Annotated in this window: 20 protein-coding genes; all 20 read left to right on the top strand. The window is 65.0% G+C overall.

Features of this window, described 5'->3' with window-relative positions; translation table 11 throughout:
• Positions 1–430: 430 nt before the first annotated feature.
• The 20 genes from ACYQ2T_RS11455 (at position 431) to ACYQ2T_RS11550 (ending at position 26,176) form a co-directional block, all read left to right on the top strand.
• Positions 431–2,587 (top strand): methyl-accepting chemotaxis protein, encoded by a 2,157-nt coding sequence (locus ACYQ2T_RS11455; protein ID WP_459900682.1) that lies wholly within the window; start codon positions 431–433, stop codon positions 2,585–2,587.
• 30 nt (positions 2,588–2,617) lie between these two features.
• Positions 2,618–3,517, top strand: a complete 900-nt coding sequence (locus ACYQ2T_RS11460) for an alpha-1,2-fucosyltransferase (protein ID WP_459900684.1) — start codon at positions 2,618–2,620, stop codon at positions 3,515–3,517.
• A complete protein-coding gene (locus tag ACYQ2T_RS11465; protein ID WP_459900686.1) occupies positions 3,514–4,554 on the top strand; it encodes a glycosyltransferase family 2 protein in 1,041 nt (346 codons plus the stop codon). Before ACYQ2T_RS11460 ends, ACYQ2T_RS11465 begins: the two co-directional genes overlap by 4 nt.
• Entirely contained in the window at positions 4,551–5,768 is a 1,218-nt protein-coding gene (locus ACYQ2T_RS11470; RefSeq protein WP_459900687.1) for a glycosyltransferase family 4 protein, read from the top strand. Before ACYQ2T_RS11465 ends, ACYQ2T_RS11470 begins: the two co-directional genes overlap by 4 nt.
• Positions 5,765–6,946 carry a glycosyltransferase family 4 protein gene (locus ACYQ2T_RS11475; protein ID WP_459900689.1) on the top strand — a complete coding sequence of 394 codons (1,182 nt, stop codon included), beginning with the start codon at positions 5,765–5,767 and terminating at the stop codon, positions 6,944–6,946. Before ACYQ2T_RS11470 ends, ACYQ2T_RS11475 begins: the two co-directional genes overlap by 4 nt.
• 3 nt (positions 6,947–6,949) lie before the next feature.
• On the top strand, positions 6,950–9,253 hold the full coding sequence (locus ACYQ2T_RS11480) for a glycosyltransferase (RefSeq protein WP_459900691.1): 2,304 nt from the start codon (positions 6,950–6,952) through the stop codon (positions 9,251–9,253).
• A complete protein-coding gene (locus ACYQ2T_RS11485; protein WP_459900692.1) occupies positions 9,243–10,331 on the top strand; it encodes a glycosyltransferase family 4 protein in 1,089 nt (362 codons plus the stop codon). The genes ACYQ2T_RS11480 and ACYQ2T_RS11485 overlap by 11 nt, the downstream gene beginning before the upstream one ends.
• 65 nt (positions 10,332–10,396) lie before the next feature.
• Positions 10,397–11,401: a GDP-mannose 4,6-dehydratase gene (locus ACYQ2T_RS11490; protein ID WP_459900694.1), complete on the top strand. Its 1,005-nt coding sequence runs from the start codon at positions 10,397–10,399 to the stop codon at positions 11,399–11,401.
• Positions 11,398–12,609: a glycosyltransferase family 4 protein gene (locus ACYQ2T_RS11495; RefSeq protein WP_459900695.1), complete on the top strand. Its 1,212-nt coding sequence runs from the start codon at positions 11,398–11,400 to the stop codon at positions 12,607–12,609. The genes ACYQ2T_RS11490 and ACYQ2T_RS11495 overlap by 4 nt, the downstream gene beginning before the upstream one ends.
• Complete coding sequence (locus ACYQ2T_RS11500; RefSeq protein WP_459900697.1) at positions 12,599–13,792, top strand: glycosyltransferase family 4 protein; 1,194 nt, start codon at positions 12,599–12,601, stop codon at positions 13,790–13,792. Before ACYQ2T_RS11495 ends, ACYQ2T_RS11500 begins: the two co-directional genes overlap by 11 nt.
• A gap of 178 nt (positions 13,793–13,970) precedes the next feature.
• On the top strand, positions 13,971–15,152 hold the full coding sequence (locus ACYQ2T_RS11505; protein ID WP_459900698.1) for an MraY family glycosyltransferase: 1,182 nt from the start codon (positions 13,971–13,973) through the stop codon (positions 15,150–15,152).
• A 205-nt stretch (positions 15,153–15,357) separates the two neighbouring features.
• Positions 15,358–16,233 (top strand): ExeA family protein, encoded by an 876-nt coding sequence (locus ACYQ2T_RS11510; protein WP_459900700.1) that lies wholly within the window; start codon positions 15,358–15,360, stop codon positions 16,231–16,233.
• A 198-nt stretch (positions 16,234–16,431) separates the two neighbouring features.
• Complete coding sequence (locus tag ACYQ2T_RS11515) at positions 16,432–17,481, top strand: HD-GYP domain-containing protein (protein ID WP_459900701.1); 1,050 nt, start codon at positions 16,432–16,434, stop codon at positions 17,479–17,481.
• A 38-nt stretch (positions 17,482–17,519) separates the two neighbouring features.
• Positions 17,520–18,659: a polysaccharide biosynthesis/export family protein gene (locus ACYQ2T_RS11520; protein WP_459900702.1), complete on the top strand. Its 1,140-nt coding sequence runs from the start codon at positions 17,520–17,522 to the stop codon at positions 18,657–18,659.
• A gap of 13 nt (positions 18,660–18,672) precedes the next feature.
• Positions 18,673–20,811 (top strand): GumC family protein, encoded by a 2,139-nt coding sequence (locus ACYQ2T_RS11525; protein WP_459900704.1) that lies wholly within the window; start codon positions 18,673–18,675, stop codon positions 20,809–20,811.
• Positions 20,812–20,820: 9 nt separating this feature from the next.
• Entirely contained in the window at positions 20,821–22,263 is a 1,443-nt protein-coding gene (locus ACYQ2T_RS11530) for an O-antigen ligase family protein (protein WP_459900706.1), read from the top strand.
• Positions 22,260–22,583 carry a hypothetical protein gene (locus ACYQ2T_RS11535; protein ID WP_459900708.1) on the top strand — a complete coding sequence of 108 codons (324 nt, stop codon included), beginning with the start codon at positions 22,260–22,262 and terminating at the stop codon, positions 22,581–22,583. The genes ACYQ2T_RS11530 and ACYQ2T_RS11535 overlap by 4 nt, the downstream gene beginning before the upstream one ends.
• Before the next feature lie 178 nt (positions 22,584–22,761).
• Positions 22,762–23,694, top strand: a complete 933-nt coding sequence (locus ACYQ2T_RS11540) for a YceI family protein (RefSeq protein ID WP_459900710.1) — start codon at positions 22,762–22,764, stop codon at positions 23,692–23,694.
• A 116-nt stretch (positions 23,695–23,810) separates the two neighbouring features.
• Positions 23,811–24,992, top strand: coding sequence for a glycosyltransferase family 2 protein (locus ACYQ2T_RS11545; RefSeq protein ID WP_459900712.1), 1,182 nt, complete (start codon positions 23,811–23,813; stop codon positions 24,990–24,992).
• Positions 24,989–26,176, top strand: a complete 1,188-nt coding sequence (locus tag ACYQ2T_RS11550; protein WP_459900714.1) for an HD-GYP domain-containing protein — start codon at positions 24,989–24,991, stop codon at positions 26,174–26,176. Before ACYQ2T_RS11545 ends, ACYQ2T_RS11550 begins: the two co-directional genes overlap by 4 nt.
• Positions 26,177–26,182 lie beyond the last annotated feature (6 nt).

Raw genomic sequence — 26,182 nt, forward strand, 5'->3', positions numbered from 1 at the left:
AACAGTTGGTGTGATTAATTAGGCCTCGTCAAGACGAAATCAGTGGGCCTAGGGCACCCCTCCCAAACCCCACTGAACGGTATCCCTTCCCTATGCGAAGCCGTCAGGTCGGGAGTGTTGCGAATCGAATCCGAACCGGCGGTAACAGGGCCGTAGCGAAAGCTACGGCCCTGTCTTTTTTTTTTAGCGCCCCCAGCCATGCGGCTGGGGGCGCTTTTTTTGTTTTGGCCCGGCATGGGCGGATATTGCACGCCAGTGCCATGATGTGTTGCCCACCTCCATACCGTGGAGCACCGGCGGTAACTGCCCGTGACGTTTGGCGCGTCGTTGCTTCGCGCCGAAGATTATGGCTATACTTCATGTGTGGTGTGCCCGGCTGCGGCCGGGAGAAGTGGCAATTGTGCTCCTTTTCGACAGCCGGAGGTGCCGGATGGCGTGGAAGGATTGTGGATTACGGGTCAAGTTCGGCGTTGCCTTTGGGGTGACGCTTGGTTTGCTGGCGTTGGTGGGCGGCTGGGGCATCCTTGGGGTGAACCAGATTGTCGGCAACGCGCATCAGGTTATTGTGGGCAATGCCCTGCGCGGCGAGTTGAACCAGCGCATCGTGGACCACATGCAATGGGCCGAGAAGGTGACGGCCTTCCTGACGGACGAGTCCATGCGCAATCTTGATGTGCAGACCAATCATACCCTGTGCGGATTCGGCAAATGGTATTATGGTGAAGGTCGGGCCAAGGCCGAGGCACTCATCCCCGGGCTTGCGGGACCGCTGGCCGAGGTGGAGGCCCCGCACCGCGCCCTGCACGAATCCGCTGTGACCATCGCCAAGCGGTTTAGCCATGTGGACCCGCAACTGGCGGCGTTTTTGAACGCGCGCAAGGCGGAGCACCTGCAATGGGTGAACGCCGTACAGGCGGCGCTGCTTGCCGGAGCGCGGCAGGTGGATGTGGAGATGGACCCCTCGCACTGCGCCCTTGGTGTGTGGATGGCGTCGCCGGAATGCGCGGCGCTTGAGGGCGAATATCCGGGCTTTGCGCAGGCTGTGGAGGCGGTGCGTGCTCCGCATGCGGCGCTGCATGCCTCGGCGGGGCGGATTAACGCCTTGCTGGGCGCGGGCCTTGTGGCGCAGGCGCAGCAGTACATGGCGGACGAGGTTATGCCCCACGCGCGGGCGACGCTTGCGGCGCTGGATGGCGTCATTGCGTGGCATGGGCAAAAGATGCAGGCCCGCCGGGCCGCGCTGGAGGAGTTCAACACGGTAACGCGTCCTAATCTGCAACGTGTGCAGACCGTGTTGGCCACAGCGCAGGAGACCGTCACCAGCAGCATTATGACGGACCAGCAGATGCTGGACGCCGCGCAGGCCACACAGATTGGCATCACGGCGCTGAGCGCTGTGGCACTGCCCCTCGGCTTTGTGCTGGCGGTTATTATTTCTAACGGCATTATGAATCCGCTGCGCGAGGGGGCGCGGTTTGCCGAGTCCTTTGCGCAGGGCGATTTGACGGCCACGGTGGCCGTGGACCAGCGCGACGAGGTGGGCCGCCTTGCGGCGTCCATGCGGACCATGGGCGACAAGCTGCGGGCCGTGGTGCAGGACGTGCAAAATGCTACGGAGCATGTGGCCTCGGGCAGTGAAGAGCTGTCCGCCTCGTCCCAGAATATGTCGCAGGGCGCGGCGGAGCAGGCGGCATCCGTGGAGGAAGTGTCGTCCTCCATGGAGCAGATGACGTCCAACATTGCCCAGAATGCCGACCACGCGCGCCGTACGGAGGAGCTGGTGGTGAAGGCCGCGGCGGAGACGGAGCAGGGCGGCAAGGCGGTGCGCCAGACGGTGCAGGCCATGCGTGAAATTGCGGAGAAAATAGGCATTGTTGAAGAAATAGCGCGCCAGACGAATTTGCTGGCCCTCAATGCGGCCATTGAGGCGGCGCGGGCCGGGGAGCACGGCAAGGGCTTTGCCGTGGTGGCGGCGGAAGTGCGCAAGCTGGCGGAGCGCAGCGGCGAGGCGGCCAAGGAAATCAGCGAGCTGTCCGGCTCCAGCGTGGATGTGGCGGAGGAAGCGGGCGAGAAGCTGGCGTCCATTGTGCCGGACATCCAGCGCACCGCTGAATTGGTGCAGGATATTGCAGCGGCCTGCGCGGAGCAGCGGCAGGGCGCGGAGCAGATTAGCTCGGCCATAAGCCAGCTGGATCAGGTTATTCAGCAGAACGCGGCGGCGTCAGAGCAGATGGCCGCCACGTCCGAGGAACTGTCCGCGCAGGCGGAACAGTTGCAGAGCGCCATGGGATTCTTTGTTGTGGATGGGGGCGGCGCACATGCGCCGCGGCTCGCGCCACCTGAAAGGTATGGAGGCGGGGCGCAGAAGACGGCGGGCGCACAGCGCGCAGGGGCGGCCAGCGGCGTGGCGCAAAAGCGGGAGCAGTCGTCCCGCCCCGGGCCGGGCGCCGCCACGGGCAAAGCAGCGGACGTCGCGCCTAAGAAGGGTGCGGACCAAGCGGCGGGCCAGCACTCCGGCGCGCCAGCGGGTGGTGTCACGTTGGATATGGAGGGCGAGAGTGAGGACGACGACTTCCAGCGGCTGTAAATTGTGGCCCTGCGCCTGTGGAGGCGTGGGGTGATCGTCGCGCGGCTTCAGGGCGGGCTGGGCAATCAGATGTTCCAGTACGCTGCGGGTCGCGCTCTTGCGGCGCGGTGGGGTGTCCCACTGCGCCTTGATGTGTCGGGGTTTCCTGATGTGCGGGGGCGGGAATGCCATATCTTCCGGTACCCCGTTGCGGCGCGGCAGGCCGAACCTGCTGAGGTGGCGGCCTTTCCGCCTGCGCCGCCGCCACGAGGGCGCGTGGCGCGTTGGGCTGGGGCACTTGCCGCGTACGCGCGTGCGCCGCGTCCGGCCATGGGCGTTCCGGTCACGTTTTGCGAGGGACCGGGCAGGGGGCTTGCCCAGTTTCGGGCCCTTGGCGACAGAGTGTACCTGCAGGGCTACTGGCAGAGCGAAGCGTATTTTTCCGGCATTGCCGAGGAGGTGGCGCGGGAATTGACCTTCCTTGCGCCGTATGCGGGCGCGAATGCGGCGCTGGCCGCGCACATACAGGATACCCGCAGCGTCAGCGTTCATGTGCGGCGCGGGGATTACGTTGCGGACTCGGACCTTGCTGGGCTGTATGCGGAGCTGACTCCCGCGTGGTACGCGCGGGCCGTGGCCACGGCCTGCGAGGGACTGGACGACGCGCACGTATTCCTCTTTTCCGACGACCTGGACTGGGCGCGTGACAATCTGGACCTGCCGCATCCTGTCATCTGTGTAGAGGGCAATGCAGACGCGCCGTGGGAGGACATCCGCCTCATGAGACTGTGCAGGCGGCATGTTATCGCCAACTCCAGTTTCAGTTGGTGGGGGGCGTGGCTGGACCGCCGTCCGGACAGCGTGGTGGTGGGACCGCGCCAGTGGTTTGGTCCCCGCCGGGCCGCGCGGAGGAGTCGCGACATCTGCCCCGCGCGCTGGAGGCTGGTATGAGCGCGCCTCCTGTGGTGAGCATCCTTTTGCCGGTACGAAACGGCGGCGCATGGCTGGGCGCGTCCCTTGAAAGTGTGTTGGCGCAGACGCTGACGCGCTGGGAGTGCCTTGTGGTGGACGATGCCTCAACGGATGCCACCCCGGATATTTTGGCCCAGTGCGCCGACAGCCGCATCCGGGTGCTGCGCAACAGCCGCCCCCGAGGTGTGGCATGGAGCCTGAACCGGGCCCTTGCCGCCGCCCGTGCCCCGCTTCTTGCGCGGCAGGACGCCGACGATGAATCCCTGCCCACGCGCCTTGAGCGGCAGGTGGAATTTCTGCGTCAGTATCCCCGCATTGGCGTTGTGGGCACGGGGGTTCACATGGTGGACGAGGCGGGACGCCCCGCCGGAGCGTACCGCCTGCATGAATACCACGCGAGCATCTCGTGGGCGCTGTGCTTTGGGCATCCCTTCGCCCACCCCACCGTGTGCATGCGGCGGCGGGTCATTGAGCAGGTGGGCGGCTATGACGTGACCTTTCCTGCCGCGCAGGACCATGACCTGTGGACCCGCCTTGCCGGACGCACCCGTTTTGCCAATATTCCCGACCAACTTGTGATCTACCGCAGACACGCGGGCGCGGTGAGCGCCGCGCGCCAGCGTCAGCTTGCGGCGGACGCCCGCGCCCGTGCGCGGCACCTGTCGTGGCTCATTGGCCGTGCGGTGGGCGAGGGGGAGCTCTTTTGGAATCCTCTGCCGCATCCTGTCCCCGGTGAGGAGGGCCTTTCCCGCGCCGAGGTGGCGCGCGGGGTGGCGGCGTATGGCGCGCTGGTGTGCGAGGCGCGGCGGGCCTTTTTGCGCCGCATGCACCTTGGGGAGGCCGAGCAGCGCGCCGTCAGCGCCCTTGCGGGGCGCAGGCTATGGAGTGTGGCGGCGCGGCTGTGGCGGGTGTCGCCAGTGCGGGCGCTGCCCCTTATGGCCCGTGCGGCGGCCCTTTGTCCCCAGCGGGCCATGCGCAGCGTTGGGGAGCGCCTGACGTGGAGGCGCGGCGTATGAAAATACTGCACGTTTCCGAAAATCTTGTTGAGGGCGGGCTGGAGCGGATGCTGCACCTGCTGTGCTTGGGGCTTGGCCGCCGCGGGCATGAAAACGTTATTCTGCATGGCCGCCGGGAGGGCAAAGACGTCCCGCCCGAGGGCGTGCACGCCGTGTGTGTGGATGGCGTCACCGCGCCGCAGTGTTCGAACCTCGCCGCCCGTCTTGCCGGAGTGGAGGAGGTGATGCGGCAGCACGCCCCGGATGTCGTGGTCATGCACCACGTTCGCCAACCCGTGCTGGTAGAGGTCCTTCGCCGCGCGGCGCCCTGCGTGCGAATGGTGCATGATGTGGGGTTTGTCTGCCCGGAGGGGCGCAAGACCCTGCGCCGCGGCACGCGTAGCGGCGCGCCGGAACTTTGTCCGCATCCTGTGGGCTACGCCTGCCAGATGCGGGCCTATGTCCACCGGTGCATGCCACGGCATCCTGCCAAAGGTTTGCCCATCATCGCGCGGCTTCGCCGCATGCTGGCCCTGCACCGGGGCGGCGTGCATATGGCCGTGCCCAGCCGCTTTATGCGGGGCATGCTGGTACACAATGGTTTTGATCCAACGGCGGTGACGGTGCTCCCCCATTTTCTGCCCGCCACGCAGACGCCTGATGGACCGCAGGGCGGCCAGCATATTGTGTTTGTCGGCCGCGTGAACAAGGGCAAGGGCGTGGACGTGCTCTTGGACGCTGCGGCCCGTATGACGCTTCCGGCGCGTGTGAGCATTGTTGGTGACGGGCCGGACCTTGCGGCCATGCGTGAGCGCGCGCAGGCTGTTGGCCTAGGGGAGCAGGTGGTCTTTCATGGCTGGCAGGAGCGCGCGCAGGTGCAGCGCGTGATGCGCGGGGCGGATGTGGTGGCGGTGCCCTCCCTGTGTCCGGAGGCGTTTTGCCTTATGGGGCTGGAGGCCATGGCCCTTGCGCTGCCTGTTGTAGCGGCGCGCAGTGGGGCTATTCCCGAGTGGCTGGACCATGGCCGCACAGGGCTGCTTGTGCCGCCGGGGGATGCGGACGCCCTTGCCCACGCCCTTGATGATATGCTGTCCGACCCGCACCGTGCGCGCGACATGGGCTGGGCGGGCTACCACGACCTTGTGGACCATTTTGACGAGGGGGCGGGCATAGCGCGCTGGGAGCGTTTCCTGCGCCATGTGAGTGAAGGGACTGACGGGCAGGAGGGTGGATGATGCGCATTCTTGCCATGTCGCCCACATTCCTGCCTGCGGTTGGCGGGGCGGAGCTTTTGCTGCTGCACGTCCTGCGCCGCCTTGCCCAGAGGCACGAAGTGCGCCTTGTCACCCCCGTACTGCCGCGCCATGTGGTGAAGCGCATTGGGCACAGCGAGTACGACGGGCTGGTGAATTTCGATGTCGTGCGCTTTGATGATGCGTGGAGCCTGATGCGCCTTCGCGGGCACCGCATTATGCGCGGGGCTATTGCGCCTTTTTCCCTGTCCGCCGTGACGGCCATGCACCGCGCGGTGCGGGACTTTGGGCCAGACGTGGTGAATGTCCACTACTGCATGCCAACGGGCCTTGCCGCGGTGTGGGCGCAGCGCGCTTTGGACGTGCCAACCGTCCTCTCCCTGACCGGACGCGACGTGCCCGGGCCGGGCGCGCCGCCGCTGTGGCGGTGGTGGCACCGGATGGTGGGGCGGCGCGTGGCCCAAACAACGGTCATCACGGATTGGTGCCGCCGTGCGGTGTGGGGGGAGGATGCACCGGCTTTGCCCATTTTGCCCGGGGGCGTGGATATGCCGCCCGTGGAGGACCCTGCGCGGACCAAGGCCATCCGGCGGCAGTGGGGCGTGCCGGAAGGGGGCGCGCTGCTCTTTGCCCTGCAACGGTTTGATGCGGTGAAGCGTGTGGATGTTCTGGTACGCGCCATGGCGCATGTCCGCCGCGCCGTGCCCGGTGCCGTGTTGGTCATTGGCGGCAAGGGCGCAGAGCGCGGCGCGTGCGAGGCCCTTGCGCGCGAGCTTGGCCTTGAAGACGCCGTCCGCTTTGCCGGGTTCGTCCCGGATAGCGATGTGGCCCCGCTGATGCAGGCCAGCGAGGCGTTTGTGTTCCATTCCACTTACGAGACCTTTGGCATTGTGGCCGCGCAGGCCATGGCGTGCGCCCGTCCGGTGGTGGCCGCCGCCGACCCGGCCGTGGCCGAGGTGGTGGAGCATGGCCGCACGGGACTGCTCACGCCGGTGCTGGACCACGAGGCCATGGCGCACGCTGTGGTGGAAATCCTCACCCAGCCGGACCTGCGGCGGAACATGGGGCAGGCTGGACGCCGCAAGGCCAAAGCATGCTATACTTGGGATGCTGTAGCGGCGGGGTACGAGGCGGTCTTTCACGATGTGACCGGAGCGTGAGTCATGACGCGGCGTGCAGAGGTTGGCGACAGAGCTGTTCGGGCAGCATACATTTTGGGCCGCAGTACATTCCTTGGCGGCGGGGAATGGAGCGCATTTGCGCTGCTGCGCGCTTTGGCGCGGGCTCGTCAGGTGGAACCCCTTGGCGTGGTAAGCGCGGATGGACCTGTGCGCCAGCGGCTCAGCGCGGCGGGCGTTGCATCAGAGGTGTTGCCCATCCCGTCGCCGTTACGCCATCCCGTTGGCGCGGTGCGCACGCTGTACCGCATGTGGCGGCTGCTGCGGCGGCGGGGCGTTGATGTGGTGCATGCGGGGCGCTCGCGGGCGGCGCTCTATGCCGGGATTGCCGGCCTGCTGGCAGGGGTGCCCATGGTGTGGCATGTGCGCGAGTCCGCGCAGGATGTGGCGGTGTATGACGTGGTGCTGGCGCTGCTCGCGCGGCGGGTGGTGTTTGTGTCCGGCGCGGCGCGGCGGATGCGGTTCCCGCGTTTGGAGCGCTATGTGCCGGGGCGTTTTGTTACCATCATCAATGGCGTGGATACGCAGGACTTTCGCCCGGATGACGGACGCGGCGCGGCCATGCGCCAACGCCTTGGCGTTTCGGAGGAGACCGTCCTCTTTGGGCTGGTTGGCAACTATATTCCGCGCAAGGGGCACCGTTTTTTGCTACGGGCGCTCACCCGCGCCGTGGAGCTGGGTCTGCCTGAAAATGCGCATGTGCTGTGCGCTGGGAATATGCTGGACGCCAATTTTGTGGCGACGCTGCGGCGCGAGGCGGATGCCCCCCAGCTTCGTGGCCGGGTGACACTGCATGACGCCGTGAACGACCCCGCGGCGCTGTTTGCGGCGCTGAATGTGTTTGTGTTGCCGTCCTCGGCGGAGGGACTGAGCCGCGCTTTGATGGAGGCCATGAGCGCGGGCCTTGCCGTTATTGCCACGGATATTCCCGAAAACCGCGAGGCTGTGCCCGCTGGCGGCATGCGCGCCGTCCCCCGGGGGGACGAGGAGGCCTTTGCCCGGGCCTTGGTGCGTTTTGCTGAGGACGCCGGATTGCGGCGCGCCGCAGGCATTGTGAACCGCCGCCATGCAGAACGGGCCTTTAGTGTCGATCGGCACGCCCGGCGCATGGCGGTGCTGTATGCCGGACTGCGCCGCCACGCTGAGGGCGGCGGTCCGCCCACGTTCTCCCTTGTGCGCATGGGGCGGCGTCTGCTGGCGCGCGCCGGGCGCGGCGTCCTTGTGCATTTGGCGTGGCTGTGGCGCCCGCGTGCGCGGGAAGCCGCGGCAGGGCCGGTCCTTATCATTCCCGCGCGCGGGGCTGAGGCCGGGGTGGAGATGCTGCCTGCCATTGCCGCTGCGGCGCGTGAGGTGCCGGGCGGGGTGGATGTGCTTGCCTGCGGCGCGGTGGCGGAATGCGCGGCGCGCATTCCGGACGTGCATGTCACGCTGTGCGATGTCCATTCGCCTTTGGGCCTGCTGATGGCCCTGCGTCAGGCGCGGCGCGGGGGCTATGGGCGCGTGTTGGTGGGCGAGGTTGGCCCCGAGCTTGGGTCCGCTTTTGCCGGGCTGGTGTCCGGGGCGGTGAGCGCTGGCCTTGCCGGATGCGGGCGCGCGGCGCTGCTCTCCCGCGCGGTCTTGCCCGGCAGTGAATGCACGCCGTTGTGGCGGCGTTTGGTGCGTGTGGAGCAGGTGAGCCGGGACGCCGCGCCGCGGCCATGCCGCGCTGTGCACAAGGCCGATGAAGCCCTTGAGCTGTTGTCCGGTCTGTGCCAGCCCCGGGGCATGCGGGGGCCGGATGCGCCGCTGCGGGTCGCGCTGCATCCTCTTGCCTCCCTAGCTACGGAGCAGTGGCCCATGACGGCCTTTTGTCAGCTTGCGACAAAACTGGAACAGCGCGGTGTGCAGGTGGAGGTGCTGGGGACCGTGTGGGACCCCTTGCCCGATGTGCCGCCCTGCTGGCACCGGGGGACGGAGCGGGTGCGCGCGGGGTGTGATGTGCCCGCCGTGCTGGACGCCATTGCCGCCGCCGATGTGGTGGTGGGGCCGCCCACGTGGGTGGTTCGGCTTGCCGCGCTGTGCGGGGCCCGCACGGTGCGCATTGCCGGGCCTTCGGCCGGGCACGAGTCATGTCCGGATGGCGTGCATAGGGAGGTCGCCGCCCATGATGTGGAGTGCCTTGGCTGTGGCGAGAGCTTTTGCCGGACGCGGACGCATGAATGCATGCTGGCCGTGGAGCCGGAGGATGTGGTGGACGCGGTGCTGACCTGCGCGGCGCAGCAGGACGGAGGGAGCGCGCATGGCGCGTAGCCGGACACTCCTTGTGGATGGGCGGGAGTACCCGCCGCAAGGGGGAACGGGCATTAGCCGCGTGTTGGATGGGCTGGTTCGCGCCCTTGTGGCGTCTGGCTGTGCAGACGAGGTACGCCTTGCCGTACGCCCGGCGTGCGCAGCGCACATCGCCAAGGACTGTCGCGGTCTTGTGCGGCGCGAACTCCCGGCCAGCCGCCTCGCCGCCGAGGTGGCGCTGTCGCGCCTTGCGCGGCGCAGCGCGGTGACGCTGTCTCCGTACCCCAAGGTTCCGGTGTGGGCAGGGCCGGCGCGCGTTGTGAATATTGTTCACGACGTCCTGAACATTACGCACGAGCGCTACCGCACATCGTGGCGGGCGCGCTATGCACGGGTGCGCCTTGCCCACGGCCTGCGCCGCGCTGCGCTGACGTGGTACGATTCCGCGTGGAGTAGGGAGCAAACGCAAGCCCTTGCCGGATGGACCGGGCGCGATGCGCGGGTGCGGCACTTGGGCATTGCGCCGGAGTTTTCGCCAACGCCGCAGGAGGATGACGCCGCGCATCGTGGCGCGCTGGGGCTTGCGCCGGGGTACGTCTTGGTCCTTGGCAATGGCCGCCCGCATAAGAATATTGGCGTGGCGCTGTCCCTGAGCGAGACGCTGGGCCGTCCACTTGTTATCGCCGGATGTCCGGACCGGTGGCGGCTGTGGTGGCAGGCGCGTCATCCCGCCGCGCAGGCGGTGTGGCTGCCCCTTGTGCCGGAGGCGGCGCTCCCGGCGCTGTACAGGGGGGCGTTTTGCCTGCTGCATCCGGCGCTCATTGAGGGCTACGGCTTTCCGCCCCTTGAGGCCATGGCCTGCGGCGTTCCCGCCATTGTCAGCGACATCCCGGTCCTGCGCGAGACAGCAGGCGGCGCGGCCGTGTTTGCCCCGCCGGATGACCGTGACGCATGGCGCGCGGCGCTTGCCCGCCTTGAGGACGGGGAGGAGCGGCGGCGCGTGTGCGAAAACGCCCTTGTGGCCGTGGCTGCGCGCGTTGGTCCACGCGCGTGGGACGCCCATGTGGCCGATATCCGGGAACTCTTTGACAGCATTTGAGGGCGCCATGCCTCGACATGGACGGTAACCTCCCGTATGTTCGTGACAATGGGAGGTGTATCGTCGTGAAGAAAGCGTTCATTACGGGCATCACTGGGCAGGACGGCAGTTATCTTGCGGAGCTTTTGCTTGAAAAGGGCTACGAGGTGCATGGCGTTGTGCGCCGTGTGGCCCTTGAATACCCCCAAAGCAGACTTCGGCGCATTTTGCACATTCAGGATAGGCTTGTGCTGCATAGCGCGTCCATGGAGAGCTACGCCAGCCTCTTCAACATCATCGCGGACGTGCAGCCCGATGAATGTTACCACCTCGCCGCGCAAAGCTTTGTGTCCTATTCCTTCGAGGATGAGTTCTCCACCATTCAGACCAACCTGAACGGCACGCATTATATGCTGTCGTCCCTCAAGCGGCAGGCCCCGGACTGCCGTTTTTACTTTGCCGGGTCCAGCGAGGTTTTCGGCAATGCGCCGTTGTCTCCGCAGGATGAATCCACCCCGTACAAGCCGCGCTCGCCCTATGGCATCTCCAAGATGGCGGGCATGGAGCTGACGCGCAATTACCGCGAGGCGTACGGTATGTTTGCGGTCTCCGGCATACTGTTCAACCACGAGTCCCCCCGGCGCGGGGCGGAATTCGTTACCCGCAAGATTTCCATGGCCGCCGCGCGCATCCGGCTGGGGCTGGAGAGTACCATCCGCCTTGGAAACATCGAGGCCCGGCGCGACTGGGGGCACGCGCGCGACTCTGTGAGCGCCATGTGGGCTATGCTGCAGCAGGACGCCCCGCGCGACTATGTCATCGCCACAGGGGCAACCCACAGTGTCCGCGATTTTCTGGACCTGGCCTTCCGGCATGTGGGACTGGATTACCGTGAGCACCTTGTGGTGGATAAGACCTTTTACCGTCCGGCGGAGGTGCATGTGCTGTGCGGCAATGCCTCGCGGGCGCGTCGCGAGCTGGGCTGGGAGCCGAAGGTGGACTTTGAAACGCTGGTCCGTGAAATGGTGGACCACGATATGGCGCTCTTCGCCGCTGGCGGACCGCCGGAGATGCGGGAGGTGGCGCTGTGAGGATAGCCGTCTTTGCCGATGTGTGGTTCCCCGATACCACGGGCGGGGCGGGGCGTATGGCGACGCAGTCGTCCCTGGAGTTGGCGCGGCGCGGGCACGAGGTGCACGTTGTCACCCGCAATACGCACCGCGCCTTTCCTCAGCGCGAGGACGTGGCGGACGGCGTTACCGTCCACCGTTTTCCCTTCCCCGGCGTGGAGGCGGGCGTTGTGCCTGCGCTGCGCCGTGAACTGCGCGGCAGTGTGCAGTGCTTCGACGCCATTGGCGGTCCGCGTTTTGATGTGGCGGTTATCCATCAGTGCCTGCCCGCGTTTGGCCCGTATATCTCCGGGCGGCTGCGCGGGGTGCCTTCGGTCTATTATTTCCATTCCCCGTGGCACGAGGAATTTCTCATCCGCCGGCTCAACGGCGTTGGGCGTGTGAGCGCGTTGACCTCCATGGCCGCGTGGATGATGCACCGCATGGAGCGCCGCATTATCCGCCGCTCCGGCGCTGTGGTTGTGCTGTCGCGCTATATGGCGGGCAAGGTGACGGAGTACCACCAGCCGCCGCCGGAGAAGGTGGTTCGCATTCCCGGCGGCGTGGACCTTGCGCGTTTTCGGTTGCCCGAAGGGGGCAGGCGCGCCGCGCGAGAGCGGCTGGGCCTGCCGCAGGACAAGACTATCTTCCTCACCGTGCGCAACTTGGCCCCGCGTATGGGGCTGGAGAATTTTATTGAGGCCTTTGCCGGGAGCGAAGCGCTGCGGTCCACGGGCTACGGCGTTATCGGCGGGCGGGGCCTGCTGGAGGAGCGCCTGCGCATGCAGGTGCGCGAGGCCGAGGTGGACGAGTGCATACGGCTGTGGGGGCACGTGGATGAAGAGCACCTGCCGGACCTGTATGGCGCGGCGGATTGGTTCGTCCTGCCAACGCGGGTGCTGGAGGGGTTTGGCCTTGTCATCCCCGAGGCCTGGGCCTGTGGAACCCCGGTCATAGGCACGCCGCAGGGCGGCATCCCGGACGTCCTCGGCACGCTGGATGGCGACTATGTGGTGGATGGCAGCGATGCGGCGGCCCTGCGCCGCAAGATGGAGGAGATGCTGTCGCCCCCGGCGCAGCTTGCGCTGTCGCCTGAGCAACTGCGTGACCACGCGGCGGAGCATTTTTCCTGGTCGCTTGTGGCGGATGCCTTTGAGTCCCTTGTGCGGCGGGTGGCGGATGAAGGCTGAGCGGGTGGGGAAGATCCGCGTTCTGCATGTGCATACCTTGCCCGTGGTCAGCGGCTCCGGCATCAACACCTTTCTGTCCATGCGGGGCCTGCCCCGGGAGCGCTACGACGTGGAGCTTGCCTGCGCCCCGGGCGGGCGGCTGCTTGATGTGGTGCGCGGCGCTGGAATGCGTGTCCGCGAGGTGCCGCATTTTGTGCAGCCCGTGGCCCCGCTGCGCGACCTGCGCGCCCTGTATGAGGTCTACCGCATCCTGCGGGCGGGGGACTATCACGTCGTGCATACCCACAATTCCAAGGCCGGGTTCATCGGCCGCCTTGCCGCGCATTTGGCGCGGGTTCCTGTCATTGTCCACACCGTGCACGGGTTTGCCTTCCATGACCGGGAGCCGGCGTGGCGGCGCTGGCTGTTCCGCCTGCTGGAGCGCCGCGCCGCGCGGTGGTGCCATGAGATGATTTTCATCTCCCGCCCTCTTGAAGCATGGGCGCGGCGCGAAGGGGTGCTTCGGCCGGGCGCATCGCACCACATTATCTACAGCGGCATCGAACTGGAGCGCTTCCGCCCGGTAAGCCCACGGCGAAAGCGCCGCCTGCGGCGCGAGTGTGGTGTGCCGCCGGACGCCCTTGTCGTCGGCATGATTTCCAAGCTGTGGCCGGGCAAGGGGCATGAGGTGCTCTTGGAGGCCTTTGCGGCCCTGCGCACGCGCCTGCCCGGCGCGCGGCTGCTGCTGGTGGGCGAGGGCGAAACCCGCGAGCGGTTGGAGCACTTGGCGCGCGTGCTGGGGCTGCGCCACTGCGTGGTGTTTGCGGGATTTATGCAGGACGTTCGCGCTGGCATTGGCGCGTGCGACGTCACGGTGTTGCCGTCATTTTTTGAGGGGATGGGGCGTGTGCTCTTGGAATCCATGGCAATGGGCGTGCCTGTGGTGGCGTCGGACGTTGGGGGGATTCCGGACATTGTGGACCACCGCGTCACGGGCCTGCTTGTGCCGCCCGCAGACGCCGGGGAACTGGCCCGGGCTCTGCACTTTGTCCTGCGCGATGGCGAGCGCCGCGCCGTCCTTGGCCGGGCCGGACGCCTGAGCGTGCAGGCCCGCCATGGCGCCGATGCCATGGCCCAGCAGATTGAACAGGTGTATGCGCAATCACTGCAAAGGCTAAACATTTCTCCGGGTGCTGGCCGATAAAGGGGGAGAGGGATGGATAGCCGCGTATGGCGGGAGGTTTTTCCGTTTTGGGGGGCGCACAGGCCGCGCCAAAGGAGTGCAGCCCCCTGTTTTTCCGGTTGAAATATGCTAGTCTGCAAGAGCGTGCGTCCCCTGCGGCGCGCGGCATATGGTCAAGTAAGGCGTGGAGCAGTGTCCGATGCTAACGATGCTGTGGCGGATTATAATCTGGAGCATGCTTGTCGTCCTCACCTTTCCCACGGTGCAGGCGTTCTACTTTCGTGCGGGCATGCGCTGGCAGTATATTTTGCTGTACGGATTTGTTGCCGCCTACGCCTTTACGCCGCTGTGCCGCTGGCTGGCTATGCGGCTGAACATTGTGGACCGCCCCGGCTGGCGCAAGGTGCACGACAGGGCAACGCCGCTGCTGGGCGGGGTGGCCGTGTACTGCGCCTTTATTTTGTCCCTGACGCTCAACGGGGTGTTTTTGCCTGGCATGGGCACCCTTGTGGCGGCGGGGACGCTTATTTTTGTGGTGGGGCTGTGGGACGATGTGCATTCGCTGTCGCCGGTGTTCCGCCTTGGCGTGCAGTTGGTGGCGGCGCTGTATGTGGTGTTTATCGGGCATATTCAGCTCAAGATTCTGCCGCCCAGCATCTTTGGGGCGTGGGTGAATGTGCCGCTGACGGTGCTGTGGCTGGTGGGGCTGACCAATGCCATGAACTTTTTTGACGGCATCGACGGCCTTGCCGCAGGGCAATCCATTATCATCTCGGTCTTTTTCGGGGCCATTGCCTTCAAGAGCGGGCAGGCGGCGCTGGGGTGGATGGCTGTGGCCATTACCGGCGCGTGTGCCGGGTTTATGCCGTTTAATTTCATCCCCGGGCGCTCCGCGCGGCTGTTTCTTGGCGACGCGGGCAGTACGTTTTTGGGCTTTACCCTTGCGGGGGTGGCCGTGTTTGGCGAGTGGTCGTCCACCAGCCACTTTGTGTCCCTGACCGCGCCGGTGCTCATTTTTGGCGTTCTTATCTTCGACATGCTCTATGTGACCCTCTCGCGCATTAAAAACCGCAAGGTCGCCAAAATATTCGAGCCGTTGGCGACGGCCAGTCAGGACCATTTGCACCACCGCCTCCTGGGTATGGGCTTTGCGCGCAAGGAGGCGGCGTTCGCCATTTTTACGCTGTCCGTGTGTTTGGGGGTGAGCGCGCTCATCATCATGGATGGCGTGCCCCTTGATGCCTTGCTGGGGCTGTTTCAGGCGGTGCTGCTCTTTACCATCATCGTGTCGCTGATGTTCAAGGGCCGCAAAAGGCGCATGGGCGGGGCGCAGCGGAATGGTGATGAAGGAAAAGGGGGCGGCGATGGTCGCTCTGAATGATGGACGGGGGCAGAATATGCCGCCGTATTGCGGTGGCTGTGTGGGCCGTACGCGCAAAATGCGCCGCCAAGGTGTGTGTGATGCATGGGTGTTGGGTGTTTTGGGTGGCGAAATGCGCGCGCCCCGTTCGGGGCGTGGTCTGCTCCTTGCACGACAAACCGAGGCGGCATGCATGCGCTGCGGCGTATAAGACAAGGAAGCGAAGATGTCTGCACTTGCCTATTTCGGCCTGCGGGAGCGCCCCTTTGAGGGGAATACCAATGTGAGGTTTTTCTACGTCAGTCAGGGGCATGGCGAGGCCTTGGCGCGGCTGCGCTATTTGGTGCGCGATAGAAACATGGGCATCGGCGTGCTGACGGGCGAGATTGGCAGCGGCAAGACCATCACCCGCAGCGTGCTGGAACGCATGCTGCGGACCACGGCCTTTCGGGTGGTGAGTCTGGAAAGCTCCAACCTGCCTTTTGTCCACCTGCTTGCGGAGTTTTTGAACCAGCTGGAGGGCCGTCCCCCGGACCTGACGGGGCTGACCAAGTATGAGCTCCTGTTCCGCTTTAAGAAGACCGTCATGGAGAATGTGCACCTGAAGGGGCGGCATTTGGCCGTCTTTTTGGACGAGGTGCAGCAGATGCACCCCGGCACGCTGGATGAACTCAAGAACCTGACCAACCTTTCCGTTGGCGGCGACAACCTGCTGACCATGATTCTGGTGGGTCAGCCGGAGTTTCGCGACACCCTGCGCCGCATGCCCCAGCTGGACCAGCGCGTGAGCCTGCGCTTTCATCTGAACTTTTTGGGCGATGACGAGGTGGGGCACTACATTCAGCACCGGCTGGAGATGGCTGGGCGCGATGAGGTTGAGCCACTGTTTTCGGACGACGCGGTGCGCCTTGTCTACCGCGAGTCGCAGGGGATTCCGCGCCTCGTGAATAGGCTGTGCAAGCTGTCCCTTGATCAAGGGTATTCCCTGCAGTGCAAGCAGATTGACGAGGACATCGTCTCCGGCATCATCAGCGACCTGCACCTGCAAAAGGGCGACCGGGACGAGACGCCGCGCCGGAAGTGGCATTCCGCCAAAATGTGACGCATTCCCCCGCGCAAAACGGGCGCGGATATGGTATGAGCGGGCAAGGTCCAGCGCCGCCAGTGGGCGCGGCGCAAGAGTGCGGCGCACTGTGCCCGCACTGCCAAAACAGCCTCAATGTGGCGCAGGTTCCGCCCCCCGGCGCGGGGAAGCGCACATGGGCAGGACCACCCGTAACGCGGCGGCGTGAGGAGAACAATGGCCAGCAGCTTTAGTGTGTTTGAGCTGGAAAAGCGCAAGTGGGAGCTTGCCCGCAACCAGCGCGAGGGCCGGAGTCCGGCTGACGGCGCGCAGGACACTGGTGGCTCATCGCCGGAGGAGCGCACGGAGCAGGTGACGCGCCTGCACGCCGCGCTGCTGGAGGTGACGGGCCGGGTGCGCTCTGCCGTTCGCGCCGGGAACCCACCCCCTGTGCGCGACGCCTTGCGGCGTCTGCGCGACGTGGTGAGCGCCCAAGCGGTGCGCGATGTCTTCGAGTATGCCTCGCTGGATGAGGAGCACCTCGGCGCGGACGCGGCGATGGTCTTTGTGGCCCTTGCCGCCATGAAGGTGGGCATGGGCCTTGGCTATGAGGACAAGCGCCTGCTGTGGCTGGGCCTTGGCGGAATGTGCGCCAATATTGGCCTGTACCGCATTCCCCGGCGGCTGGAGGGCGTGCATCCGTCGGACCTTTCTCCGCAGGACAGAGCCAAAAAGCGCACGCATCCGCACCTTGGCGGGCAGGTGCTGGAGCGCCTTGGCGAAGAGTACCGGCCGCTGGCGGAGATTGTGCTGCAGGTGCATGAGCGGGTGGATGGCTCCGGCTACCCCCACGGCCTCAAGGGGAAGGAAATCCACGAAATGGCGCTCATTATCGGTCTTGTGGAGCATGTGGTGTCCATGCGGCGGCCCCGCCGGTCCGGCAACCGGTTTTTGCAGACCACGGCCATTAAGGAGGTGGTGGACTCGGAGCGGCTGTGTTTCCCCCACCGGGTGCTTAAGGAATTTTTAGATCAGGTCTCGCTGTTTCCGGTGAATACGTACGTCCGCCTGAATAACGACTCCGTGGCCCGCGTGCTGGCGACCTATAAGGACAAGCCCATGCGCCCCACGCTGGAACTGCTCTACGACGGGCGCGGCAAAAAAAAGGATGCGCCGCGGCTGGTGCATCTGGAGCATTTTCCGCTGCTGCATATTGTGGACGCCCTTGAAAGCGGCGTCATGGAGGAGATGGCCGCGGAGCAAACGGAAGAAGGGGACGCCGGATGATGCGGCGGCCCGGACAGGAGAAGGAAGCGATGCCCCGGATGAGGACTCTTCCCGCGCTGTGCGTGCTGTGCGCGCTGTGGTGCGCGGCCCTGACGGCCTGCACCGGAACATCGGCCATCAAGGGCACACCCGTGAATGACGCGCCAGAGGTCCAGCGCCAACGCCTTGCCATGCACCAGCGCGGCGAGGAGGAGCGCGAGGAACTTGCCGCCATGAGCGACGTTTCCGCCAATGCGGTGTTCAAGACCGTGGACGGCGCGCCGGAGTACCGCGTGGGGCCGAAGGATGTTTTGGAAATCGCCTCGCGCTCGGGCAGCGCCGTAACGACCACCACGGTGCAGATCAATAATCGGGGGCGCATTTCCTATTCCTTTGTGGATGACCTTGAGGTGGACGGGCTGACGGCCAGTGAAATTGACGACCTGCTCACCCAACGCCTGCGCGATTTTTTGAAGCGCCCACGCATTGATGTGCGTGTGGCGGAATTTCGGAGCAAGTATGTGTCCCTGATGGGCGAGATTGCCTCCCTGCGCACCACGGGCGAGGGCGCGCGCCTGCCCAGCGGACGGCAGACCTTGACCGGGCGGACAACGCTCCTTGAAATCATTTCGCAGGCCTCGGGCTATACCGAGGACGCCGACCTGCGCCGCGTACGCCTTATCCGCGAGGGCAAAGCCTATGAAATCAATATGTTCGACATCGTGGAGGGCGGTAAGGGCTGGCTGAATGTGGTGCTAAATCACGGCGACGTTGTGGACATCCCGGAGCTGCCGAACGTGGCGCGGCGGGTGTACGTGATGGGGCAGGTGGCGCGCCAAGGCATCTATGACCTCGACAGCGCGGACAACCTGCTGGCGGCTCTTTCCGCGGCGGGCATGTTCACCCCCGTGGCTAAGGAGGAAAATACACTCATCATCCGGCCCGACGGGCACGAGGGCAAGGCGCTCATCCTTATGGCGGATGTGGAGCGCATGTTGGAGCGCGGCGACCTGACCCAGAACGTGCCCCTCAAGGAAGGAGACCTCGTCTATGTGCCGCGCCAAATCATCGGCGACATCACCGAGTGGATTACCACGCACGATACGTTCCTCGACTGGATATTCTACCCCAGACGTGTGCAGGACAATTACTTCTACGGCGAGTATTTGAAGTTCGACAGCAAATCCGCAGCAGACTAGGGCCGGAGGCCGAGTGGAGCAGTACGACGTCAACATCCGCGAGTATTGGCGGATATTCAAGAAGCGCAAGTGGATAGTCCTTGCCGCGACGGTGCTGCTTGGCCTGTCCAGCGCGGCCTTTGCCGTGTTTATGGGGCCGCCGCCGCTGTATCAGTCCATATGCAGTGTGCAGTTTAACCGCGAAAGCCCGGTGCGAGGCGTGTATCAGCAGACCATTACCTGGTCGCCCGAGACGGACCTGCAATCGCAAATTTCCCTCATGCGCAGCTACAAGGTTATGCAGCTGGTGGCCGAGCGGCTGGGGCGCATCCCTTCCGGGCTGTCGGATGAGGAGCTGCGCCAGCATCCCACCGCGGCGAAAACCGTGGACGGCCTGCGCTCGCGCGTGTCCATCACCCGCGACGCCCAAACCAATATCATCGACATCGCCGTCACCCACTCCGACCCCGTGTTTGCCCAGCGTATGGCCGATACCGTGGCCCTGACCTACCGCGAGATGTACCGCGAGGAGCAGCAGCGCCGCGCCAAGGCCGCCATCAGCTATCTGGAGGAGGAGCTCTCCCGCACGCGCGTAGCCCTGCGCGACGCCGAGGAGGAGTTCAACGCCTTCACCCGCGCCAACCAGCTTGTTTCCGTGGATTTGCAGGGCGAGAACCTGCTGACGCGCAGCAAGGAGATTGAAGAGGCACTGCGCAACAACATTGCGGCGGATGATGAACTGGCGGCCCTGCTTGTGCGGCTGGAGCGCTTTGCGGAAAATCCCTCGGGCTTTGGCAGCGACCTGTATTCCACCTACGCGGACAGCCAGTACGAAACCGCGCGGGGCAAGCTGGTGGAGCTGCTGGTCACGCGCGAATCCTTGCTTGAGGAGTTCACCTACAACCACCCGCAGGTCATCGGCGTCAACCGGCACATTGTGGAGGCCGCGCGCAAGATGACGGTCATCGTGCGTTCCCAGCGCGAAAAGCTGGCGCGCCAGCGCGAGAACCTGCAGGACGAGCAACGCACCGTTGAGGCCAAGATTAACGAATTGATGGAAAAGAAGCTGGCCTACAACCGCCTGCGGCGGCAGGTGGATTCCTACAGCGCCAAGGTCGCCATGCTGGAGGAGAAAAACCGCGAGGCAGCACTGCGGCAGGCCGAGCGGCCTGAGGAGGTGACTATCGTCAAGCCCGCGTTCCTGCCCAGTTCGCCTGTGAATCCGCCGCGCATTGCGCCCATTACGTCCGTTGGCGTGTTCATCGGGCTGGTGGTGGGGATGATTGGCGCGCTGGTCATGGAGGCGTTTGATACGTCCATCGGGGCCATTGATGACGTGGAGGAAACCCTTGGGGCCAAGGTGCTTGGCGTCATCCCCGACGAAAGCAGCCGCGAGGTGCGCGAGCTTATGCGCGAGGCCAGCGACGGCAAGCGCTCCGGGGTGCGGGCGCGGATTCACCTTGTGTCGCACTTTGTGCCCAAGTCCATGATTGCGGAGAGCTTCCGTTCGCTTCGCATCAATGTGCAGCTGTTTTGCAAGGAGCGGGGGCTGAAGACCCTCGCCATCACCAGCGCCACGCCGCAGGAGGGCAAGACCGTGGTCACCGCCAACCTTGCCGTGAGCATGGCGCAGGCGGGCAAGCGGGTGCTCATGGTGGGGGCTGATCTCAGAAAACCCATGGTCTCCGAGGCCTTTGGCGTGGACAACAACCCCGGCCTGACGGACATTCTGCTGGGCAACTACGCATGGCGCGACGCCATCAAAACCGTGACGGACGTCATGATTGGCGAGATGAGCATAGATGACGTCATGGCGACGCCCGGGCTGGACAACCTGCACCTGATGACCGCGGGCACCATGTACTCCAACCCCTCGGAGCTTATTGAATCCAAGCTGCTTGGGGAGTTTGTGGAGGAAGTGCGCGACAACTACGACATTATCATCTTTGACACCGCGCCCATTCTGTCCACGGCGGACCTGTCCGTGCTGGGGCCGCTGGTTGACGGCGTGCTCCTTGTCTACCGCGTGGGCTCCATTTCCAAGGAACTGCTCAAGCGGTCCACGGTGGAACTCTCGCGCGTGAAGTCCAACCTTATCGGCGTGGTCTTAAACGGTATGCGCGAGGGCGAAACGCCAGATTATCAGGATTTTAGAGCCTTTAAGTACTACTAGGCGGCAACGATGGCACAGCGGGGGACCAAGGGACCGGGGCCAAGCCCTTTGCAGTTGGCGCTGCCGCTGGTGATTGTGCTGCCCATGTGCGTGGCCTTTGGCTGGCTGTTGCCGCACCTCTCGCCCACCAAGGCGCTGGCCTTCATCAGCGCCATCATCATGTTCCTCATCTGCTTGTTCAGCACGCAGACCGCCCTGTACATCATCATTTTTTCCATGCTGCTTGGCCCGGAATTCGTTGTCGGGTCCACGTCCGGCGCGTCCCTCGGGCGCGGGGTGACGCTGCGTGTGAACGACTTTGTGCTGGTGGTGATGGGGTTTTCGTGGCTGGCAAAGATGGCCATCAATAAGCAGCTGGGGCTGTTTCGGCATACGCCGCTCAATGGCCCCATTGCGGCCTACACCATGGTCTGCGTGGCGGCGTCCGGTCTTGGGGCCATGATGGGCCGCGTGGACCTGAAAACGTCGTTTTTCTACGTGCTCAAATACTTTGAATATATGTTCGTCTACTTCATGGTGGTGAACCATCTGCGCACGCCCAAGCAGTTCAAGGGCTTTGTGGTGGCGTTTATTGTCACGTGCGTTATCGCGTCCATGGTGGGGGTGGCGCAGATTCCGGGCGGCGGGCGCATTACCGCCCCCTTCGAGGGGGCCAAGGGCGAGCCGAACACCTTTGGCGGGTACCTTGTGTTCATGATTGCCATCTTTATGGGGCTGGTGTGGCATCTGCGCCGGACGCAGGTGCGCGTGGGACTGACGGGGTGCGCGCTGTTTGCCTTGGTGCCGCTGCTCTACACCGGGTCGCGTGGGTCGTACTTGGGGCTGGCGGTGAGCATGCTGGTGTTTTTGGCACTAACACCGCGCAAGGCCGCAAGTGCGTTGGCGGTGGCGGCTTTTATAGCGGTGCTGCTCCTTGGCGCGCCGGAAATCGCCAAGCGGCGCATTGAGCATACGTTTACGCAGGGCGCGCAGCGCACGGACGTGGAGGAGGTGATGGGCGTGAAGCTTGATACCTCTTCATCCGCGCGGCTGCGCAGTTGGCGCTATGTGGCGCGCGATTGGCTGAAAAAGCCGCTGCTCGGCTATGGTGTGACGGGGTACCGCTTTTTGGACGGGCAGTATTTCCGGATACTTGTGGAGACGGGGCTGGTGGGTCTTGTGGTGTTTATTTTCCTCATGACGCGGGTGTGGCGGGTGCTGCGCGGCGTGTACCACCGCTGTCGCTATAGCGTCCACAAGGGGTGGACCATGGGCGTGATGATTGGCTTTGTGGGCCTGCTGGCCCATGGAATCAGCGCCAACACGTTCATCATTGGCCGCATTATGGAGCCGTTTTGGTTTGCGGTGGGGATGGTGGTGATGATTCCCGCCATTATGGAGGCGGCAGAAGAGGAGCGGCGCGCTGCGCAGGCCGCAGAGGCGGCGCAGCCACAGGGGCCGGAGCGTGGGTGACGGCGGCGCGGCAGGGCGCGGCCAAGGCCGCGCCCTGCGCGATGGCACATCAGCGCCGTTTAGTCGTGGTGATGGTGATGATGGTGGCCGTGTTCATGCGCATGGTCGTGCTCATGGGTATGCTCATGGCCATGTTCATGGGAATGTTCGTGCGTGTGGGCATGGCAATGGGCCTCACCGTCATGAGAGTGCTCATGCGTGTGCTCATGGGTATGCTCGTGCGTGTGTTCATGATCCTTGAGGAACTGCTGATACTTGCTTGTCTGCTGGGGGCCGCAGCCACAACCTTTGCACATATCGGACTCCTTGATGCGGTGTGAACGTAGTGCTCCCTATGGTCTGGGGAGTGGAATCAAGCGTACATGGAATTGCGTATCGTGTCACGGAGATGTCGGGTAGCCGTTTAGGATTTACGGAAAACTGGTTCTGACGGTGCTTTTGTGACATTATGGAGCGGGCTTTGGGGTGTTGGCAGGTACGAGAGACAAAGGAGGCGGTATGGCCATGGTGACGACGGCGGAGCGCGTAGCGCCGGAGGACCTGCAACGGTGGCTGGAAAACGGCGAGGACGTGGTGTGCCTTGACGTGTTGCTGCCGGACGTCTTTGACGCGCGGCGTATAGCCGGGGCGCGCTCCGCATGTGTGTACGAGGTGGAGTTTCCGGAGCATGTGCAGGTGGCGACAACAGGTTTTGACCAGCGCATCGTGCTCTATGGCGAGGATGAGCACACCCTTGGCGCGGACGTGGCCGCCGAAAAGCTGGGCCGCATGGGCTACAGTGATGTCCGGGTGCTGGCGGGCGGCATTGCCGGGTGGTTGAAGCGTGGGTTCCCAGTCGAGGGCACAGGTCTGCTGCCGCCGGAGGACGGCCTGCGCCTTGTGGAGGGCGTGTTTGCCGTGGACGCGGAGGAAAGCCGTATCGAATGGGTGGGGCGCAACGCCGGAAAGCGGCATACGGGAACGCTCCAAGTCTCGCGCGGGCGGCTGGACGTGCGCGACGGCGGCATGCATGGCGAGTTTGTCGTTCCGCTGTCCACCCTGCGCAATACGGACCTAGAGGACGATTCCCTGCGCCGCCTGTTGGTGGCGCATTTGTTGTCTGATGATTTCTTTTTTGCCGAGGCCTACTCCGAGGTGCGCTACAGCCTTGACGCCGCGGTGCCACTGCACGGGGCTATGCCCGGGACAGCCACGCATGATGTGCGCGGGCATCTGGAGGTGCGCGGTCAGCGCCACCCGCTTGCCCTGCGCGCCACCTTTGCTAATTTGCCTGACGGCGCCTACGCCGTGGAAGCGCATTGCGATTTTGACCGGACGGCGTGGGGCGTACTGTATGGGTCTGGACGCTTCTTTAAGTATTTGGGATACCATTTGGTGTATGACATTGTGAGTGTGCAGCTTCGGATGGTGCTGCGTCCGGTCACGGCCTAGTGCCGCGCCTGTGGTCCCGCTGGGGCGGGCGTGGTGGCAGGGGGCGCAGCTTGCTGAACTGACTGTTCCGTGTGCCGGGTGCGCCGCGCGGCGGTGTGGCCGAGGAGAAACGCGATATGACATGCTCCAGCCAGCGGCCAGTGGTGACGGCCCTCATCTCGACCTATAATGCGCGGCAGTTCTTTGCCGGGTGCATGGAGCATGTGCTGGGGCAGACCCTCTTTGCGCAGGGACGGCTGGAGGTCATCGTCATCGACAGCGGCTCCCAGCAGGGCGAGGCCCAGCTTGCGCGGGAGTATGCCGCCCGTGACTGCGGCATCACCGTCATAGAGACCCAGCGTGAAACGCTCTACGCCGCGTGGAACAGGGGCGTAGAGCGCGCCCGGGGGCGCTACATCGTCAATGCCAACACCGACGACCGCCACCACCCGCAGGCCTTTGAGCGTATGGCGCAAAAGCTCGGCGAAACCGGGGCGGCGCTGTGCTATGCCGATGCCTATCTGACGCGCGAACCCGGCGCGGACTTTTCCGGCGCGCTGCCCGAAACCGTGCTGGCCCTGCCGTCATACAGTCTGCGGCAGGCCTTGATGGACTGCCCCTTTGGCCCTGTGACCATGTGGCGGGCAGACGTGCATGAGGTGGCAGGCCCCTTCCCCGAGGACCTCGGCATCGCCGGGGATTATGCCTTTTTCCTCAAAGCGGCGTGGCGGCGCGGCGCGGTGCATCTGCCGCAGCCTTTGGCCGTGTGCTACGAGTCGGCGCAGACGCTGTCCGGCAACACTGCCGCCGCCGTGGGCGAGGGCTACGCCTTTTTGCCCGCGCTCCGTCGGCGCATCCCCCTTGACGATATCTATCCCTTTCTTGCGCAGTCGCCGCAGGCGCGTCATGTGGCCCTTGCGGATTTGGCGGACCTGTTGCTTTTCGCCGGGGGCGGGTTTTCGGACCCGGACCACGCTGTGGAGCTGTACGCGGCAGCGCGGGCGGCCGGGGCCAGCGCCTTTGCCACCATGCTCAACACCGCCGTGGCCCACGCCAAGGCGGGCCGCGTGGACGCCGCCTTGCAGGGCTTTGCGGCCCTGACGCCGCAATCGCGCGATGAGCAGCGCCTTGTTGTGCACAATCTGCAATGCATCCGGCAGGGCGCGCCCGTGTGGCGGATGGCTACTGTGCGAACGGAGCATCCGTTGCTGGAGACGCTGCCGCCCATCACCCCCCTGTCCCAGCGGCGGCTGACGCGCGCGGCGTACGCCGCGCGTTCGCAGGAGTCTGCCGCGGCACCTGAGCGGGGGCAGGCATGATCAAAAAGGTTGCGGCAGAGGAGTTGCGGCCCGGCATGTACGTTGTGGACACCGGGCTGTCGTGGATGGATTACCCGTTTCTCTACGCCGAGGAGGGGGAAATAGCCTCTGCGGAGCAGGTTGAGCGCATTGCGACGGAGTACACCGAAGCGTTTGTGGATACCGAGCGCGGCGCTGCGGCCCTGCGCGAGGGCGGCGACGACGGCTTTGCCGAGGCCGCGTCAACAGGGCGTGCGCGGCGCGAGGAACGCGTCCCCATTGCGCAGGAGATGGAGCACGTCCGCACCTTTTACGCGGATTCCGTGACCTTTGCGCGGGAGTTCATGACGGAGGTGAGCACCGGGGGCAAGGTGGACTACGAGCGCTCCGGCGTGTTCGTGGAGGAGGTCATTGATTCCGTCACCCGCAACCGCGACGCACTCGTCAGCATGACCAAGCTGCGGTCCTCGGATGAATACACCTACACCCACTGCATCAATGTGTCCGTTTTAGCCACAGCCTTTGGCGACGAAATGGGCCTGCCGCATGAGGTCCTTATGGACCTTGGCCTTGCGGGGCTGATGCACGACCTTGGCAAAGCGCTTATTCCGCCCATGGTGCTCAACAAACCCGGCAAGCTGACGGATGCGGAGTTTGACCTGATCCGCAAGCATCCACAGCGCAGCATCACCGTTCTGGGGCGGCTGGACGCCGTGCCGCGGCGCGTGCTGCGCGGGGTGCTGGAGCATCATGAAAAATACAATGGCGGCGGGTATCCGGCAGGGTTGATGGGGGACGATATTCACCTCTTTGCCCGGTATATTTCCCTTGCCGATGTGTACGACGCCCTGACCAGCGCCCGCGCCTACAAGCCCGGCATGCCGCCGCACAAGGCTCTGCGCATTATTTACAGTATGCGCGGGCAGGACTTCCACCCCGGCAATGCCGAACGGTTTATTAAGTTCATCGGCATTTATCCCGTAGGGTCCCTCGTGCAGTTGGAGGACGGGCGCTACGCCGTGGTCAGCGGGTCCAACCCGCAGGAGCCGCTGCGCCCGCGGGTGACCCTTGCCCTTGGCCCGGATGGGCGCCCCATCCTCCCCCGCCCCGTGGACCTTGCCCAGCCCGAAGGTGACGGCGTGGCCATTGCCTCGTGCATGGACGCCGCAGCCTTTGGCCTGAGGGCCGAGGACTATTTGCTCTAACGGCCG

Source organism: Desulfobaculum senezii (assembly GCF_054657395.1).

Excerpts from the sequence above, each read along its gene's own strand:
- ACYQ2T_RS11455 (WP_459900682.1), top strand. The coding sequence starts at position 431 with ATGGCGTGGAAGGATTGTGGATTACGGGTCAAGTTCGGCGTTGCCTTT.
- ACYQ2T_RS11465 (WP_459900686.1), top strand. The coding sequence starts at position 3,514 with ATGAGCGCGCCTCCTGTGGTGAGCATCCTTTTGCCGGTACGAAACGGC.
- ACYQ2T_RS11470 (WP_459900687.1), top strand. The coding sequence starts at position 4,551 with ATGAAAATACTGCACGTTTCCGAAAATCTTGTTGAGGGCGGGCTGGAG.
- ACYQ2T_RS11475 (WP_459900689.1), top strand. The coding sequence starts at position 5,765 with ATGATGCGCATTCTTGCCATGTCGCCCACATTCCTGCCTGCGGTTGGC.
- ACYQ2T_RS11480 (WP_459900691.1), top strand. The coding sequence starts at position 6,950 with ATGACGCGGCGTGCAGAGGTTGGCGACAGAGCTGTTCGGGCAGCATAC.
- ACYQ2T_RS11485 (WP_459900692.1), top strand. The coding sequence starts at position 9,243 with ATGGCGCGTAGCCGGACACTCCTTGTGGATGGGCGGGAGTACCCGCCG.
- ACYQ2T_RS11500 (WP_459900697.1), top strand. The coding sequence starts at position 12,599 with ATGAAGGCTGAGCGGGTGGGGAAGATCCGCGTTCTGCATGTGCATACC.
- ACYQ2T_RS11505 (WP_459900698.1), top strand. The coding sequence starts at position 13,971 with ATGCTAACGATGCTGTGGCGGATTATAATCTGGAGCATGCTTGTCGTC.
- ACYQ2T_RS11510 (WP_459900700.1), top strand. The coding sequence starts at position 15,358 with ATGTCTGCACTTGCCTATTTCGGCCTGCGGGAGCGCCCCTTTGAGGGG.
- ACYQ2T_RS11515 (WP_459900701.1), top strand. The coding sequence starts at position 16,432 with ATGGCCAGCAGCTTTAGTGTGTTTGAGCTGGAAAAGCGCAAGTGGGAG.
- ACYQ2T_RS11520 (WP_459900702.1), top strand. The coding sequence starts at position 17,520 with ATGAGGACTCTTCCCGCGCTGTGCGTGCTGTGCGCGCTGTGGTGCGCG.
- ACYQ2T_RS11530 (WP_459900706.1), top strand. The coding sequence starts at position 20,821 with ATGGCACAGCGGGGGACCAAGGGACCGGGGCCAAGCCCTTTGCAGTTG.
- ACYQ2T_RS11540 (WP_459900710.1), top strand. The coding sequence starts at position 22,762 with ATGGCCATGGTGACGACGGCGGAGCGCGTAGCGCCGGAGGACCTGCAA.
- ACYQ2T_RS11545 (WP_459900712.1), top strand. The coding sequence starts at position 23,811 with ATGACATGCTCCAGCCAGCGGCCAGTGGTGACGGCCCTCATCTCGACC.
- ACYQ2T_RS11550 (WP_459900714.1), top strand. The coding sequence starts at position 24,989 with ATGATCAAAAAGGTTGCGGCAGAGGAGTTGCGGCCCGGCATGTACGTT.